Genomic DNA, 17,372 nt, shown 5'->3' on the forward strand with positions numbered 1-17,372 from the left:
CAGACGGCATTTTTATAGTCGTTTGAAATCAAAAACAATACAGTGCTGCCGGCTTCCTGATGTACGGGTGTGCACGGCGGTCGTGCCACCTTGCCTTATTTCTATTTCAAACGGCTATATCAACCGGCCGATTTGAACAGCAAAATAACCGTTTTAAAAATGAAAACATCGTTTTCAAAAATCGCTGTTTATCTGTGGATTTGAAAATCCTATACTGAAACCCTATTCAATCATTTCAAGAAGGGCATTCGATGAAACACATTATGAAACCGGTTTAGCATTGGCGTTGGCATTTTCAGCAAATTCTTCGGCCTTAGCACAAAATGCTCACGATAGCGCCGCGCAACAATGGGTTGCCAAACCGGTTACCCAAAAAATCCTCACCCTTGACGGCTTGAATTTGCATTTGCAAAAAGATATGCCCAGCACCAAACCCCAAGCCGTTCTCGTGATTTCACACGGTTTGGCGAGCCATTCGGGCGTGTTCGGCGACATGGCAAAAACCATGAACGACAACGGCATCGCCGTTTACCGCTTTGACCACCGTGGACACGGCAAATCGGACGGTCGGGACAGCATCCACATCAAAAGCTATTTTGAAATGGTCGAAGATTTACGCCTAATCGTAGAAAAAGCCAAACGTGAAAATCCAAACACGCCCGTTTTTGTGCTGGGGCACAGCATGGGCGGACACATTGCAGCTCTGTACGGCACCAAATATCCAGAAGGGGCGGACGGCTTTATTTTGGCGGCGGGCGTTTTGCGTTATCACCAGATGAATTTTGGCTATTTGCCACGCCCCGAGCCAAAGGACAGCTTTGTCAGCGGTTCGGTTGCCTTGACCACGCTGAATTTACCTTTTAACGGCGAAGGTCTGTCGGTGGGTGGCGACCCGTTGATGCTTGACAAATTCTCCGTCTCTTTCCCCAACAGTTTTAAAGAAGGCATTCAATATCTCAAAGACAATGATGATAAATTCACCGCCCCTGTGATGCTCATCAGCGGTAATGATGATTTGTTTGTCGTGCCACAAGATGCCATTGATTTTTATAACGAAACCAAATCCGCCGATAAAAGTTTGGTGCTGTACCCCAACTTTGGGCATTTGCTCATGCTTGAAAAAGGCGGACAAAAAATCAATGATGATGTCGCAGAATGGATTGGCGAGCGTGCCAAATAAATAGTCAAACACCGCTTATCGTGATGATGGCGGTGTTTTACCTCTTCTCTCTCATCATCACTTTTTGCTGTGCCACGACCTTATTCATCATTTCAATAAACGCCACCTGCTCATCGTCCGTCAGCACCGATAAAGCCGTTTGGTTGATGGCTTGGGCGATGGCGGTGGCTTTTTCTTGCAACGCTTTGGCTTTGTCGGTCAGCCAGATGGCACGACTGCGGGCATCGGTCGGGTGGGCTGTCCGCACAATTAAGCCGTCTCGCTCCATGCGGGCAAGCGTGTTGGCGATGGTCGCTTGCTTTAAATCAGCGATTGCCACAAGGTCATGCTGACTTAACCCGTCCTTTTCCCATAGGGTCAATAAAATGGGAAATTGGGCGGGCGATACCCCCAAAGGACTTAAACCTTCGTTTAATAAAATGGCGAATTGGCGGGCGATGTGGTTCATCAAATAGCCTGCGGATGCTGTTTTTTGCATAAAATTTCCTTGTAAAACAATCTGTCATAAAAATTTTTACCATTATACCATAAAAATAGCTTGCTATATAAATTCATAGCGTGCTATACTACTTTTAATTTCATAGCTTGCTATATTTTTGGAGAGTAACATGACACGAGACACCCTTCGCACCATACATAAATTTGCAGCGATGACCGCCACGTTGCTGATTGGGGTTTTTTGGACAAGTACGTTGATTAGCGAGATTTTTTTATCACAAGATGCGGTGATTTGGGTCAAAAATACGATTGTTTACGGCGTGTTTTTGTTGATGATGTGCATGGCGATGGCGGGGGCGAGCGGTATGAAAATGGGGGCAAAATCCAAACACCCCAAAATCCTTGCCAAGAAAAAACGTATGCCGATGATTGCCATGAATGGGCTGTTGGTGCTGTTGCCGTGTGCGTTTTATCTGTGCCACAAGGCGAACGCTGGCGAATTTGACACCGCCTTTTATACCTTGCAAGGCTTGGAGCTGTTAGCAGGAGCAGTCAATTTAAGGTTGATGTTTTTGTCAATGAAAGATGGTTTTGGCATCAGACAAGGAAAGTCTTAGTCATTTTTTAAAATCGTTTAAACGGTTTTGATTGAAATGGTTTTTGGGAATGAAAAAACAGATGCCGTCTGAAATTTATTTTTCAGACGGCATTCTTATTTTCAGACGACCTAAAAATCATCTTTCCAAATCCGAAAACCAACTTCCCATTTTTCGCCATTCTTATCCTAATTTCAATACATTAAAATATACCCGTTCCATTTTATGACGAGACAAAAAATGACCAAACAAATCCAATTTACAAAAACAGGTTCGCCTGATGTCCTGCAAATCGTTGATGTACAAATCCCCGCCCCAAAATCGGGCGAAGTGCAAATCCAAATGCACGCTTTGGGGCTAAACCGTGCCGAGATGATGTACCGTGAAGGGGCGTATGTGATTGAACCTGTGTTCCCCGCCACGATGGGCTACGAAGGGGCTGGCGTGGTAGTGGCGGTCGGTGATGACGCTGGCGAATTTCAAATCGGCGACAAAGTGAGCGTCATTCCGTCCTTTATGTTCACCGAATACGGTACTTATGGCGAAGTGGCGAATTTGCCCGTTCACGCTGTGGTCAAGCACCCTGAAAATCTGACGATGGAGCAAGCGGCTGCCAGTTGGATGATGTTTGTAACCGCATACGGCGGTTTGATTGAATTTGGCAAGGTGCAAAAAGGCGATTTTGTCGTATTGGGCGGAGCTACAAGTTCGGTGGGCTTGGCAAGTATTCAAATCGCCAAAATGCAGGGAGCAAACGTGATTGCCTTGTCCCGCACGTACGCCAAAGGCGATGTGCTTTTGGAGAAAGGGGCGGATTTTGTAGTGGCGACAACCGAAGACGATGTAACCGCCAAACTCCTTGAAATTACAAACGGCAAAGGCGTGAATTTGGTGTTTGACCCTGTGGGCGGACAAGAAGCCGCCAAAATCATCAATGCCATGGCACAAGACGGTCGCTACATCATTTATGGGGCGTTAAGCCACGATGACATCGCCGTGCCGGTTTTCCCGATTTTGGGCAAACATTTGACCGTGCGTGGCTATGAACTCTTTGAAATCACAACCGTTCCTGAAAAATTGGCACAAGCCAAAAAGTTTGTGTATGACGGACTGGCAAGCGGTCGGTTAAAGCCTGAAATTGACAAGGTGTTTGCCTTTGATGAAATGGTCAACGCCCATGAATATATGGCGAGCAATCAGCAGATTGGCAAGATTGTGGTAAAGGTTTGATTGTTTTAAGGTAAATATGCCGTCTGAAAAAAATAAATTTCAGACGGCATTTTGCTTTTTAAACCATAGTGCGTTTACCCAAAAGCGGTGTTTTTGTCCACATCGTCCCTTGGGCTGACCCCAAAGGCTCTTTTATATTCACGGCTAAACTGGCTAAGACTTTCATAGCCCACGGCAAACGCCGTTTCGGAGACAGAGCGTTTTTCTGTCAAAATCAGAAAATTGGCGTGATTTAACCGCAGTTGTTTTTGGTATTGCAAGGGGCTAAATCCCGTTACCGCCTTGAAATGATGATAAAAAGAAGACTCGCCCATGCCCGATAAGTCAGCGAGCTGTGCCACGGTGATTTTATCGGCAAAATGGGCATACAGATGGTCGCTTGCTTTTTTGATTTTGTGCAGATGACTGTCTTGGCTGACAAAAGCCGCCAGGCTTGCCCCTAACGATGTGGACAGCAGATGCACCATCAGCTCTTGTTTGTAGAGTTCTGCTAAGGCAAGGTTGGGGTCGTCAAGCTGGTCAATGAGACGGGCAAGACAGTTTTGGACAGGGGCGGTTATCTTGGTTATCGCCACGCCTGATGAAGATGCGTGATGGTTTATGGTTTGGATTTTTTGGATAATCTCGCCCAGCCATTTTTCGTCCAACGCCAAATTCAAACTGACAAATTGCGGTCTTTTATCCAGTTTGAATTGCACTTTGATGGGCATATTAAACGGCACAAAAAGCACATCGCCCGCCTGCACCGCATAACACTGCTCTCCTAAAAATATCTCTTGCTCGCCCGACAGGATAAAGGCAAGCAAAGTATGCTCGGCTAAGGTGTCCACTAAAATGGGGGGCTTTGCCACATTGATGCTGATGTTTTCAATCGCACTTGGTTTTAGCTTGTCATGTTGTCCGGCATGGCGTAACAGCGTATTTAGGGTGTTTGGGGTCATGGCGTATCCTTTTTTGATGAGTTTAGCATATTTGGACTTTTAGGCAAGTATTTTGGAGCATTTAGCAAGATAAATTTCTTAAAACATCTATAATAAACATCATCAACTTGACACATTCAATTTGAAATTCCCCCCCCCCCTGATATAGGAGTATTTGTGATGAAACGCAATATTATCGCCACACTGTTTAACAACCAACCCCAAGCCTTTCAGGCGTTTAGCGAGCTAAAAGCCTACAAGCAGACATCGGATACCGTCATCGTCCAAGCCTTACTGCTCAAAAAAGAAAACGGCGTGATTACGCAGATTGACAATCATGATTTTGATGCCGAAATCAGCAACAAAGCCTTGACAGGCGGGCTGATTGGTTCGGCGGTCGGTGTTTTGGGCGGCCCTTTTGGCATGTTGCTCGGCGGTTCTTTGGGAGCATTGTTCGGCACACAGATTGGGGCAACCGAGACGTTGGGCGAAGTTGGACTTTTGTACAGCACCGTTGAAAAAATGCAAGATGGCGATACCGTGATTTTGGTGTTGGTACTTGAAAAAGACGAAAGCACTTTGGACGCATTTTTCGGGCAATACGACACCGTTACCGCACGTTGGGATTTGCAGGCGGTGCAAGATACGGTAGCCGATAAGCTCAAAGCCGAAATTGACGCTCAAAACATTGAGCAGTCTGCCCAAAAAGCCAAAAAAGCCCAAGAACGGGCGGACAAGTTCAATGAATTTAAAGCAGATGTGCAAAGCAAACTTGATGCGTTTGCCAAGAAATTCAAATCGTAGTCGGATAAGATAAAAAACAAACACCGTTTTTTAAAATAAAAGCGGTGTTTTTTAGTTTAATACTGTATAAATATTATCTTTCCAGATTTGAAAATTAAATTCCAAAAAATTGTTATTTTTACTGATTTTGCTAATAAAATATCTTAAATTTATCCATTCATGCTTGTGATGGTAAATATGTAATAGCTAGGTTTCTCAAAAAACATTACAATAATAAAATTAAAATTGTTAAAAAACATATAGTTACATAAAAATTTTTAGAAAGATATTGAACTTTTTGTTTTTTGATGGTATAGTAAGAAAATCAATTAACAGCCTGCGAGATATTTTTATGTTCAATATGTTTAATGGTGGTATTCACAAAGAAGTAACCGTCTCTATGTTTGCAAACCTTCCACGAAGAGACCAAGATTCAATCCTTCAAGACCTCTATGATAAAGGGTATAATGGCAAAGAACTTGCTAAGTTTTTTGGTCTGCAAGAGTCTAGTGTTTATAATAGAATAAATGCTCACCGTGGTCGTGGTGGAGCACAACCAGCTTAATTAAGTAATTTGAACAAGTTAAGTTTATGTAATGTTAAATGCCGTCTGAAAATAATTTCAGACGGCATTCTTATTTTCAGACGACCTAAAAATTACCTTTCCAAATCCAAAAACCAACTTCCCATTTTTCGCCATTCTTATTTTAAAAATAAAAATCTATAATAACCCCATACCTTGACCATAAGAGAGAAATAACATGGCTGATTATCTTGATAATTCCAATAAACAAATGAAACTTGCCCTGCAACTGGTTTCAGGTTATGGCGGAGAGTTTCAGTCGTGGCGACTTGCCGACAGCAACGAGCGGGCTTATACCGATGTGGATTTTTATGTCCAGATGGCAAAAACGGCTGAAAAAGGCAAAATCCATACGCTGTTTATCGCCGATACGCCGTCTTTTGGCGGAGCAGGCGGGGGGACGGACATCAGCACACGCAGTCCTGCGTTTCCGCTTGAACCGATGGTCATGCTCTCGGCGGTCGCCTACGCCACACAAAAAATCGGCATGGTAGCGACATTTTCCACAACCTACAATTTGCCCTACAACCTAGCCCGTCAGCTTAAAACGCTGGACACATTAAGCAGTGGTCGTGTCGGCTGGAATGCGGTAACCACAGGCACAAAAGAGACCGCCTACAACTTTGGCGACAAGCCCCTACCAGACACCGCCACACGCTACGAGATGGCTCACGAAATGGTAGAAGCGGTGCAGACTTTGTGGGGCGGTTTTGGCGAGAGTGCCTACATCACCGACAAAGCGTCAGGCGTATTTGCGGACATGAGCCAAATCAAACCAGCCAATTACAAGGGCAAGCATTACCAAGTCAAAGGGGCGTTACCAATCCCAGCCACACCGCAGGGGCAACCGCCGATTTTTCAGGCGGGCCCAAGCCATGAAGGCATTGAGCTGGCGGGACGCTTTGCCAGTGGTGTGTATGCCAATCCGTTCACGATTGACGAAGCTCGTGCCTACCGCAACGTACTAAAACAAAGTGCGATGGCACACGGTAGAGATGCCGATGACATCAATATGTTTTCAGGATTTATGTTCACCATCGGCGACAGCTACGAAGACGCGTTGGCTCGCAGAATGCAGCTCATTGATTTTATGAGCGATGACGAATTTTACGGACAAATCCGCTATTTATCGGCGATGATTGGCGTGAATTTGCACGGTTTGGACTTGAACGCCCCTTTGCCTCAAGCCTTGCAAAATCAGGCGACACCGCACCCGCACGACCCACGTTCGCCAAGGGCGGTAGAGCTCATCAAACAAGGCAAATCGCCCAAAGAAGTGCTGGCAAACGGCGTGATTAACTATCACCCTGTGGTGGTTGGCACGGCAAAAGACGTGGCGGATTTTATGGAAAAGTGGTTTAAAGCCGGGGCGACAGATGGCTTTTCGCTCGCCCCCGACAGCCAAAAGGGTGTGAAGGATTTTGTGGAAAAAGTCGTGCCGATTTTGCAGGAGCGGGGGATTTTCCATAAAGACTATGAAGGCTCAACCTTGCGAGAGCATTTGGGCGTGCCGTATCAGTATGGGGTGAGAGATTAGGATAAATGAAAACACCGTTTCATTGGAAGCGGTGTTTGGGTAGTTTGAAAGGTGGATTTTCTGGCTTAAAAATGTTAAAATTTTAAAAATTTTTTTAAATACCATTCAGTGATTCAATTATGCAAGAATTTGATTTAAATACAAATAAGCTCATTTCTGATTTTAAGAATCGCACCTTTAATAATGAATCTGATGTGCAGATTCAGTTTTATACTGCGATTGTTAATCCAATCATCTCAAACCTGAACAAAAATTCTACGGTTAATTATTCTTTTAATAATGAACATCGCTTTTTGCAAGGTGGTAGAGCCGACGCAGTATTTGAAAATTTAGCTTTTGAAATTAAAAAATTAGGTTGCTTTGATACCCAAAAAGGCATTAATGAAGCTTTGTTTGGCAGAAATGATAAAGATAATGGTCTCTACGAATATATTTTTGAATTGGCAAATATTGAAAAAACAGATAGTGATGAAGTAAAAATTAAAAAAATTACCCATCAGGTTGGTGTTGGTTTTGATGGCAAAAATTTTATTTTTGCTCGTTTTGCTACTTCTTATAACAATCAAATTATCAAAATACAAAAAGGGAGCCTTGCCAATCAAGAGTTTAATTTGCCCTTAAATTTTATCCATGAAATTTTTGATATAGAATCTGGCATTGAACGTTTAAAAATTCTCATTCGCCAAAGAGAAAAGCTGGCTTTAAACAAAGAAACTTTATTGCAATTTATCAACCCAACTCAGCCAAATATTCGTAATAGTGTCAATACAATTTATAAAAGTTTAATGAGCAACTTTGATAGCACCAATCCTAGCAATCGTGTGATTACCTTATACAATGAATGGGATAGGGTTTTTGGTGTTCTGTACGGAAAAGAAAATGAACAAACTGATTTTACGGATTATATTAAACCTTTAAAAGATTTGTATCAAATTGATGATAGTCAGTATTCCAATTTTGATATGAAGAAATATTTGTTTTCATTGCAAACATATTTTAATATTTTAATCAAATTACTCATTAATAACTTTTTAAAACAGTTGATTAACCCAGAATTTGAAATGCAGTCAGCATTAAAAAAATCCGTTTTAAAAGATTTATTTGAAGGAAAAGATGAAAGACAACAGAATATTGTTGCTAATTTTTTTGAAATTCATTTTTATGAATGGTTTGTTTATACTGAAAAATTTGATATTTCTGTTATTCAATACGCGATTGAAATAATTAATAATTTTGAAATGTCGTCATTTCAATTAAAGCCTGAAACAATGCAAGATATTTTGCAAGAAGTTTATATGGGTTTAATTCCCAAAGAAATGCGTCATTTGATGGGTGAATATTTTACACCTGATTGGGCAGTGGAATTTGTATTGTCTAATGTAGATTATAACGGAAATATTGATGAACGTATTTGCGACCCAACTTGTGGTAGTGGTACATTTTTATTGCAAAGCATTAAAGAAATTGCAGAACAAACCCCTTTAAATGATTTAAATAGCTTAAATAAAATTACCAGTAATGTGGTGGGATTTGATATTAACCCAATTTCTGCAATTTCTGCCAAAGCTAATTATATTTTGGCATTATTATCTAATTTTAAGGGTAATAAAGATGATTTGGTTAATCAATCAATTCATATTCCTATTTATATTAGTGATTCCGTTTTGACGCCTGTCGTTTATTCTGAACAAAATCAAAATAAATTAGTAATAAAAACACATTTGGGTGAATTTGTATTGCCTAAATTTAATTGCCAAAAAACCGCCAATCAATTTTTGGATATTTTGGGCGGAAATGTATTGCGAGCGGAAATATCAGGATTTAGTACGGCAAAAAATTTATTTCAATCAATACTAACAAATCAATTGGGTTTAACTTGTGAAAATGATTTGTCAATTTCTTTGGTGTTGTTTGAGCAACTTTGTGAATTGCATTCAGCAGGCAAAAATTCATTTTGGGGTAAAATTTTTAAAAACAGTTTTGCTCCAATCATGATTAATCAAAAATTTGATTATGTGGTTGGTAATCCGCCTTGGATTAGTTGGAAGTCCATGAGCAAAACCTATCGTGAAGGTACGCTAGATGTTTGGCAAAGTTATGGTATTTTTGAAAAAAGTGCTTACGATAAAAAAACAACCCACGATGATTTTGCAATGGCAGTAACTTATGTGGCTATGGACTATTATCTTAAAGATAATGGAAAATTGGGATTTTTACTGCCTGCATCTTTTATTAAATCATCAAAAGGTGGGCAAGGATTTAGAAAGTTTAAGATTGTAAGAAATGGGCAAAATATGCCATTTTCTGTGTATCGTTTAGATGATTTTTCAGATATTGAATTATTTACTATTAATACAATGGCGATATTTATGCAAAAAAATATTTCTATGCAATATCCAATGAAAAATTATTATCGATGGCAATATTCAACAAGAAAAATTAAATTTGACAGCCATCAAAAATGGCATAATGTTAAACAGGCATTGGAGTATAAAAAATTAACCGCCTTTCCTGTTTCCAATAATGATATGCAGTCATCTTGGATAACATTGGATGAGCATTATCTTGAATTGAGTAGGCGAATTTTAATGCCAACTAATCAAAAACCAAATTATAAGGGCAGAAAAGGTATTGAACCTGCGGGAGCAAAAGGGGTTTATATTTTAGAAAAACCAATTAATAAAAATAATTATGCTCAGATTACGAATGACATTAGTCGGCAACGCAGAAAAGATATTTTGGATAAGGGGTCGCATACTGGTATTATTGAAACAGATTTGATTTATCCGATGCTTGGTGGTCGTAATATCCAGCGTTGGCGAGTGATGAGCCATGAGTACATGCTTGTGCCACATACTGCTCAACATAAATATGGCATTCCTGAAATTGAATTGATACAAGATTATCCATTGACCCATAAATGGCTCGAATTTTATAGAAAAGAATTATTTGATAGCAGGGTACAAAATGGTAAGTTTTTTGACCCAGAAAAAAATCCATTTTACCGCTTGGATAATGTGGGGGAATATACTTATAGCCCTTACAAAGTATTGTGGAAAGAACAATCAGGCAGTATGTCAGCAGTGGTTGTTGGAAATGCCCAAGAAAGCCTTGTGGATTATGATATTGATTTATTAGGAAAAGATAAAATTATTGTTACTGATTCAAAAGTATTGTTTTTAGCATTGGATAATGAATGGGAAGCTTATTATATTGGCGGCATTTTAAATTCACTAACCATTCGTCATATTATTGACAGTTATGCGGTTAGCACTAATCGGGGTATAGAAGTTTTGGATTATGTGAATATCCCAAAATTTGACAAAACCATAAAACTTCATAATGACATTGCTCAATTATCAAAAAACATTCATCAATATTGTAAAAATTTAGCCACAACAAATAATTGGTATAAAGATAAAACATTGCTGACATACGAAAAAGAGTTGGATGTTTTGATTATTTCATTATTTGAATAATGGTAATAACACCATTTACAGAAATGTAAGTGGTGTTTTTCTTTTAAAATTTTAAATTCAATTTTCAAGCTGTCTGAAAACCACCTTTCCAAATCCAAAAACCAACTTCCCATTTTTCGTCATTCTCATCAAAATTTTGAAATTTTATAATATCATCACTTTTTCAGGCAGCCTGAAAACTCCTAATTCATTTATTTTAAAAGAGAATTTTTATGAAAAATAACCGCATCACCCAACTCCTAAACATCAAATACCCCATTATCCAAGCCCCGATGAGCTGGATGACCGATGCCAAACTGGTCGCCACCGTTGCCGAAGCGGGCGGTTTGGGCTTTTTGGCTCCGCACGCGGGGCAGACGACCAATCCCACTTCCAACGAAGACGTGATTGAACGCATGAGAGATGAAATCCGCAAGGTCAAAGCCTTGACCGATAAGCCCTTTGGCGTGCCGTTTATTCTGTCTTACGATTTTTCGCTGATACCGCATATGGTGGATTTGATGATTGCCGAGCGTGTGCCTGTGGTGCTGGACAACGGTCTGCTTGACCCTGAAATTTACGCCAAATTCAAGCAGGCGGGCATTAAAATCATTTGCCGTCTGCCCAATCCCAATTTGCCAGACGCACTCAAAGCCCAAGAGTTGGGGGCGGATATTTTGGTGCTGACGGGCTTTGATGAGGGCGGTACGTTGCCGATGAAAGAGACAGGGAGCTTTTCGGTGCTGGCGGAGTTTGCGGGCAAGGTGGATTTGCCGATGATGCTTGCTGGCGGGATTGCCGACCGCAAAACCGTTCAGGCAGCCTTCACTTTGGGAGCCGAAGGCGTGTGGGTCGGCACGGCGTTTATCGCCACCGCCGAATGCCGAGCCAGCGAAAAAGTGAAAGAATGGATGGTCAACTCAACAGCAAACGATTTACTGCTGTTTCGCACCGAGCCGTATTATTACCGTTCACTGCCGACCGCACTTGCCAAAAAATGCTGGGAGATGAGCGAAAGCGGAGCCAGCCGTGCCGACATCGCCAAAGTCATGAACGCAGGTACAGGCATGCGTTTGGGTATGCTTGAAGGCGATTTTGAACACGGTTATGTGTCGGTGGGCAATGGCATTTCGGCGATTGACCGTGTGAAGAGCGTGAAAGAGTTGGTGGATGAGTTGATGAATTAAATCATCCGTTTGAGGCCGTCTGAAAATTCAGACGGCCTTATTTGATTCAAGGTATTGTATTTATATCATGTTTTCATGGTTTCGCAGCATCAGGAAACTTTTTGATCATATAAGCTGATGACGGCAGAGAAATCCAAACCTTCTTTACCTTGTTCGGCCAGTTCGCGGTAAAGTTTGGCGGCCGCCGCGCCCATCGGTGTCGGCAAACCGGCGGCAGCGGCATTGCTTTCTGCAATATTCAAGTCTTTGAGCATGAGCGCGGACATAAACCCGTTTTTATATCCGTTGGAAGCCGGGCTGTTTTCCATCACGCCCGGGTAAGGGTTGTAGCGGTCGAGTACCCAGTTGCCGCCCGAGCTGGCTGCCATGATTTCGGAAAGGATTTTAGGGTCAAGGCCGTTTTTCACACCTAGGGCAATGGCTTCGGAAGTACCGGCCATCAATACGGCCAAGAGCATGTTGTTGCAGATTTTGGCGGTTTGTCCGGCGCCGTTTCCGCCCGCATGGAAAATGTTTTTGCCCATGATTTCAAATAACGGTTTGGCATCTTCGAAATCCTGCTTGCTGCCGCCGACAATGAAACTCAGCGTGCCCGCTGCCGCGCCTGAAATGCCGCCCGATACCGGCGCATCCAGAAAACGCAGGCCGCATTTTTGTGCTTCGGCAGCCAATTCGAGGGCTTCGGCAGTGGCAATCGTGCTGCAATCGATAACCGGTGTCCCTTTTTTCAAATGCTTGAATAAACCGTTTTCTCCCATATAGATGCCCTTCACGTGCTTGCCTGCGGGCAGCATGGAAATGACAGCATCGGCTCTTTCGGCAGCCTGTTTCAAATCAGCAGCATGATGCGCGCCTTGGGTCGTCAGTTTGGCAACGGCTTCGGGATTCAGATCGGAAACGGATAATTGATGGCCGTGTTTCAGCAGGTTGGCCGCCATCGGTGCGCCCATGTTTCCCAAACCGATGAATAAGATGTTTTGGATTGTCATATGATATTCCTTTGTTCGAAGGCCGTCTGAAATCAATATTGCTTTTCAGACGGCCTAATCAATCAGCAGATTAACCTAATGTCGGCATAGAGAATACCGCGCCTTCGCGCACTTCCGAAGTCGGCCAGCGTTGGGTAACAGTTTTGCGGCGGGTGTAGAAACGCACACCGTCCGGGCCGTATGTTCCCAAATCGCCGAAGGCCGACTGTTTCCAGCCGCCGAAACTGTGGTACGCCACGGGAACGGGCAGCGGGATATTGATGCCGACCATGCCCACGGGGATATTGTCGGCAAAGTAGCGCGCGGCTTCGCCGTCTCGGGTGTAGATGCAGGTGCCGTTGCCGTAGATATGGTTGTTAATCAGCTGCATGGCTTCCTGCATGGTTTTGACGCGCACGACTTGCAAGACCGGACCGAAAATTTCTTCCTGATAGCTGGTCATTTCCGGCGTCACATGGTCAATCAGAGTACCGCCCATGTAGAAGCCGCCGGCGAATTCCTGCGGAACCTCCGGATTGCGGCCGTCCACCACAATGGTTGCACCTTGGTTTTTCGCACTTTCGATATAGCCTTCGACTTTGGCTTTGTGTTCGGCGGTAATCAGGGGGCCGAAATGGTTGCTTTCGTCGGAGAACGCGCCGACTTTCATGGTTTTCATGCCTTCTTTGATGCCGGCCACCATTTTGTCGGCGATTTCGTCGCCGACGGCGACGGCGACGGACAGTGCCATACAGCGTTCGCCGGAAGAGCCGAATGCTGCGCCGAGCAATGAGTTCACCACGTTATCCAAATCCGCATCCGGCATCACGATGGCATGGTTTTTCGCACCGCCCATCGCCTGACAGCGTTTGCCGTTGGCCGTCGCGGTGGCGTAAATATAGCGGGCAATCGGGGTCGAACCGACAAAGCTGACGGCCTGCACGCGCGAATCGGTCAGCAAGGTATCTACCGCTTCTTTGTCGCCATTGACCACGTTCAACACGCCGTCGGGCAAGCCGGCTTCTTTCAGTAATTGGGCAAGGAACAGCGGTGTGCTCGGATCGCGTTCAGACGGCTTCAAAACGAAGGTATTGCCGCAAACAATCGCCAACGGGAACATCCACAGCGGTACCATGGCCGGAAAATTGAACGGCGTAATCCCCGCCACCACGCCCAAAGGCTGGAAGTCGCTCCAAGAGTCGATGTCGGGGCCGACGTTTTTGCTGTATTCGCCTTTTAAGGCATTGGGTGCACCGCAGGCGAATTCGACGTTTTCAATGCCGCGCTGCAATTCACCGGCGGCATCGTGCACGATTTTGCCGTGTTCCGAGCCGATCAACCGGCAGATTTTGTCACGGTTCTGTTCGAGCAGTTCTTTATAGCGGAACATGATGCGTGCGCGTTTGGCCGGCGGGGTGTTGCGCCATGCGGGGAAAGCGGCTTCGGCGGCGGCAATGGCTTGTTCAACGGTTTGTTGGGAAGCCAAGGCAACTTGTGCCGATACTTCGCCGGTGGACGGGTTGAACACATTTTGCGTGCGCGCGGTATCTTCGATGATTTGTCCGTTGATGTAGTGGCTGATGGTTTGAGTCATGATATTTCTCCTTGATGAATTAAATGTGTTGCTAAAACAATGGGACGATGCAGTCTGAAACCGATTAAAAGATTTTCAGACGGCCTTACCATAATTTTCGGTAAAGCTCGATAATCTCTGCGTGTTCCGGCACGCGGGGATTGTTGGCGGGAGAGCCGGAAGCCAAGGCTTGCGCAGCCATGGTGTCAATGACATGCTCGAAATCCTCCTGACGCACGCCGAACTCCGCCAGCGTGGGCACGCTCAATTCACGGTTCAAGGCTTCCAGTTCGGCCAGCAGCTTTTGATTGGCTTCGGCATCGGAATCTTTAGCTGTGGCCACGCCGATGGTACGGGCGCATTCGGCGTAACGCTGCTCGGCGGCAGGAATGGAATAAGCAGTCACCGTCGGCAGCAGCATGGCGTTGGACAAACCGTGCGGCACATGGAAAAACGCACCAATCGGACGGCTCATGCCGTGTACCAAAGCGACCGACGCATTGGAAAATGCCATGCCGGCCAGCATGGAACCGAGCATCATTGCTTCGCGGGCGGCTTCGTTTGCACCGTCATGGTAGGCCGTGCGCAAATTCGGGCCAATCAGCTTCATGGCGGCCAATGCCTGCATGTCGCTGAACGGATTGGCTTTTTTACTGACATAGGCTTCAACCGCATGGGTCAGGGCATCGATGCCTGTGTCTGCGGTGGTGCGTGGCGGCACACTTAAGGTAAGCGTGTAATCCACGATGGCCGCTGCGGGCATAAAGCCCAAGCCTACGCAAAGCAGTTTTTCGCTGGCCGCCTCATCGGTGATGATGGTCACGCGGGTGCACTCGGAGCCGGTGCCGGCCGTGGTAGGAACGGCAATCAGCGGCAGCCCCGCTTCATTGACCTGACGCGGAAACACATAATCGCGGATAACGCCCCCGTGTTTGCCCATGACCGCAATCGCTTTCGCGCTGTCGATGGGGCTGCCGCCGCCCAGAGCGATGATGCTGTCGTAGTCGCCGCGTCGAACCATCTCTACGCCGCCCATAATCGACGTATCGGTCGGTTCGGGTACGGTGTCGTCATAAATGTCGGCCGAAATTCCGGCGGTTTTGAGAATATCGGTGATGCGCCCGGCGTAGCCGAGTTTGACCATCATTTTATCGGTAACAATCAGCGGCTTTTTGCTGCCCAGCGCCGCCAGCGTGGCCGGAATCTGTTCGCAGGCATTTTTGCCGATGTGCAAAAGACGGGGTAAAACAATCGGTGCGGACATGTCTTTCTCCTCATTGTTTATCGGTTTCAAAAATAAATATTTATTTCAAACAAGCCGTCTGAAAACATCGGTTTTCATGTTCAGACGGCCTCGAATCTTAAGCGGTTTAAAACGAGCCGAACATCGTGCCGAGCGTCAATACCGCTATCAGCGCGGCCAAAGGTACGACCACACACACCACAAACACATCCAAATAAGATTCTTTATGAGTCAGGCCGCAGATGGTGAGCATGGTAATCACGGCACCGTTGTGCGGCAGGGCATCCAAACCGCCGGACGCGATGGAGGCCACACGGTGCATCAGTTCCGGCGAAATGCCGAAATCTTTCGCCAACTGCATATAGGTGTCGCCCATCGCGCTCAAGGCAATACTCATCCCGCCCGAGGCCGAACCGGTAATGCCTGCCATCACATTAATCACGATGGCTTCCGAAATCAGCGGATTGCCGGGGGAAATGCCGAGCATAAAATCACGCAGAATCACAAAACCCGCCAAAGTCGCAATCACCGTGCCGTAGCCGACCTCCGAAGCCGTGTTGAAAATCGGCAGCAGCGAACCCATCGCGCCGTCGTTGACCGACTTTTTCAAATTCCGCCAGTATTTCATGTTGGCAAATACCAGCAACAGGCATCCCGCTGCCAAAGCCACGATAATCGCCCATAAGCCCGCCACCGCATTCAGGTTGACACCGCCGAATTTTTTATCTGCCAGGTAAGCGGTATCCATCATCGGCAGCATGAATTTGGTCAGCACATAGTTCAGCACAATCACCAGGACAATCGGTGCAATCGCGCCCCATAGCGGAGGCAGGTGTTTGAAATCCTGTTCTTTGATATGGCTGTCGTGATGGTTGCCGTAGCCTTCTCCTGCTGCCAACGCCTTTTTCAGACGGCCTTTCATCCACCACGTCGCCCCTGCGAACATAATCAGCGAAGCGATCAGCCCCAAGCCGGGTGAGGCGAAAGCATCGGTTTGGAAATACGGCATCGGAATCGCATTTTGAATGGCAGGCGAACCCGGTAACGCGGTCATGGTAAAAGTCAGCGAACCGATGGCAATCGCGCCGGGAATCAGCCGCTTGGGAATATTGATTTCGCGGAACAAAGCAGCCGCAATCGGATACACCGCAAACGTCACCACAAATACCGATACCCCGCCGTAGGTCAAGATTGCCGAAGAAAGCGCAATCGCCAGAATCGCCTGCTGCTTGCCCAAACGCTTGACCAAAGAATAAGCAATGGTGTGCGCTGCGCCCGAGTCTTCCATCAGTTTGCCGAATACGGCGCCCAGCAGGAAAATCGGAAAAAATTTCACGGCAAATCCGCCCATGCCCTGCATGAATACCTGTGTGTAAGTGCCCAGTAATTCGTTGGACGGCGCGCTGAACAACACCGCCAGCATGGCCAATACAGGGGCAAGAATCAAAACGCTGTGGCCGCGGTAAGCGAGAAACATCAACAGCAACAGGGATAAAAGTATCCCGCTCAAACTCAACATAACCTTCCTCCTTTGTATATATTTTTTATAAAACGATACAATTTGTATCGTTTTAAGCAATATAAGACAAAAAATACGCATATTCAACATTAAATGCGCGGTATTGCTGTAAAATTTTTCTAACATGCTGATTTTTATTGGAATTTATAGGTATTTT

14 protein-coding genes are annotated in these 17,372 nt (G+C 45.1%); 8 read left to right on the forward strand and 6 right to left on the reverse strand.

The features are described 5' to 3' along the window. The first annotated feature begins 286 nt into the window (after positions 1-286). Complete coding sequence (locus ACM67E_RS05230) at positions 287-1,180, forward strand: lysophospholipase (protein ID WP_416192556.1); 894 nt, start codon at positions 287-289, stop codon at positions 1,178-1,180. A gap of 37 nt (positions 1,181-1,217) precedes the next feature. Here the strand turns inward: ACM67E_RS05230 and ACM67E_RS05235 are convergent, their stop codons facing one another. Further along, positions 1,218-1,658 carry a MarR family winged helix-turn-helix transcriptional regulator gene (locus ACM67E_RS05235; protein WP_416192557.1) on the reverse strand — a complete coding sequence of 147 codons (441 nt, stop codon included), beginning with the start codon at positions 1,656-1,658 and terminating at the stop codon, positions 1,218-1,220. A gap of 130 nt (positions 1,659-1,788) precedes the next feature. Between ACM67E_RS05235 and ACM67E_RS05240 the strand changes: the two genes are divergently transcribed. Next, positions 1,789-2,235, forward strand: coding sequence for a hypothetical protein (locus ACM67E_RS05240; protein WP_416192558.1), 447 nt, complete (start codon positions 1,789-1,791; stop codon positions 2,233-2,235). A gap of 219 nt (positions 2,236-2,454) precedes the next feature. After that, positions 2,455-3,444 carry a zinc-dependent alcohol dehydrogenase family protein gene (locus ACM67E_RS05245; protein ID WP_416192559.1) on the forward strand — a complete coding sequence of 330 codons (990 nt, stop codon included), beginning with the start codon at positions 2,455-2,457 and terminating at the stop codon, positions 3,442-3,444. Between the two features lie 74 nt (positions 3,445-3,518). On the opposite strand, the gene ACM67E_RS05250 is transcribed toward ACM67E_RS05245, so the two are convergent. Continuing rightward, a complete protein-coding gene (locus tag ACM67E_RS05250) occupies positions 3,519-4,385 on the reverse strand; it encodes a helix-turn-helix domain-containing protein (RefSeq protein WP_416192560.1) in 867 nt (288 codons plus the stop codon). A 159-nt stretch (positions 4,386-4,544) separates the two neighbouring features. Here ACM67E_RS05250 and ACM67E_RS05255 point away from each other — a divergent pair, with 159 nt between their 5' ends. The 5 genes from ACM67E_RS05255 (at position 4,545) to ACM67E_RS05275 (ending at position 11,912) form a co-directional block, all read left to right on the forward strand. Next, positions 4,545-5,168, forward strand: coding sequence for a hypothetical protein (locus ACM67E_RS05255; protein WP_416192561.1), 624 nt, complete (start codon positions 4,545-4,547; stop codon positions 5,166-5,168). 268 nt (positions 5,169-5,436) lie between these two features. Next, the gene (locus ACM67E_RS05260) at positions 5,437-5,712 is read left to right on the forward strand and encodes a hypothetical protein (RefSeq protein ID WP_416192562.1); all 276 of its coding nucleotides are present in this window, start codon (positions 5,437-5,439) and stop codon (positions 5,710-5,712) included. 196 nt (positions 5,713-5,908) lie between these two features. Beyond that, the gene (locus tag ACM67E_RS05265; RefSeq protein WP_416192563.1) at positions 5,909-7,267 is read left to right on the forward strand and encodes an NtaA/DmoA family FMN-dependent monooxygenase; all 1,359 of its coding nucleotides are present in this window, start codon (positions 5,909-5,911) and stop codon (positions 7,265-7,267) included. A 119-nt stretch (positions 7,268-7,386) separates the two neighbouring features. Continuing rightward, on the forward strand, positions 7,387-10,746 hold the full coding sequence (locus ACM67E_RS05270; protein ID WP_416192564.1) for an Eco57I restriction-modification methylase domain-containing protein: 3,360 nt from the start codon (positions 7,387-7,389) through the stop codon (positions 10,744-10,746). A 212-nt stretch (positions 10,747-10,958) separates the two neighbouring features. Further along, positions 10,959-11,912 (forward strand): NAD(P)H-dependent flavin oxidoreductase, encoded by a 954-nt coding sequence (locus ACM67E_RS05275; RefSeq protein WP_416192565.1) that lies wholly within the window; start codon positions 10,959-10,961, stop codon positions 11,910-11,912. A gap of 89 nt (positions 11,913-12,001) precedes the next feature. On the opposite strand, the gene mmsB is transcribed toward ACM67E_RS05275, so the two are convergent. From mmsB to ACM67E_RS05295, 4 genes are all read right to left on the reverse strand, one after another. Then, a complete protein-coding gene (mmsB, locus tag ACM67E_RS05280) occupies positions 12,002-12,895 on the reverse strand; it encodes a 3-hydroxyisobutyrate dehydrogenase (RefSeq protein WP_416192738.1) in 894 nt (297 codons plus the stop codon). Positions 12,896-12,971: 76 nt separating this feature from the next. Then, complete coding sequence (locus ACM67E_RS05285; protein WP_416192566.1) at positions 12,972-14,474, reverse strand: CoA-acylating methylmalonate-semialdehyde dehydrogenase; 1,503 nt, start codon at positions 14,472-14,474, stop codon at positions 12,972-12,974. Positions 14,475-14,559: 85 nt separating this feature from the next. Then, the gene (locus ACM67E_RS05290) at positions 14,560-15,717 is read right to left on the reverse strand and encodes an iron-containing alcohol dehydrogenase (protein ID WP_416192567.1); all 1,158 of its coding nucleotides are present in this window, start codon (positions 15,715-15,717) and stop codon (positions 14,560-14,562) included. A 106-nt stretch (positions 15,718-15,823) separates the two neighbouring features. Next, positions 15,824-17,215 carry a GntP family permease gene (locus tag ACM67E_RS05295; RefSeq protein WP_416192568.1) on the reverse strand — a complete coding sequence of 464 codons (1,392 nt, stop codon included), beginning with the start codon at positions 17,213-17,215 and terminating at the stop codon, positions 15,824-15,826. Between the last annotated feature and the right edge of the window lie 157 nt (positions 17,216-17,372).

The sequence above is a fragment of the Neisseria sp. CCUG12390 genome, from assembly GCF_047837985.1.
Lineage (GTDB): Bacteria > Pseudomonadota > Gammaproteobacteria > Burkholderiales > Neisseriaceae > Neisseria.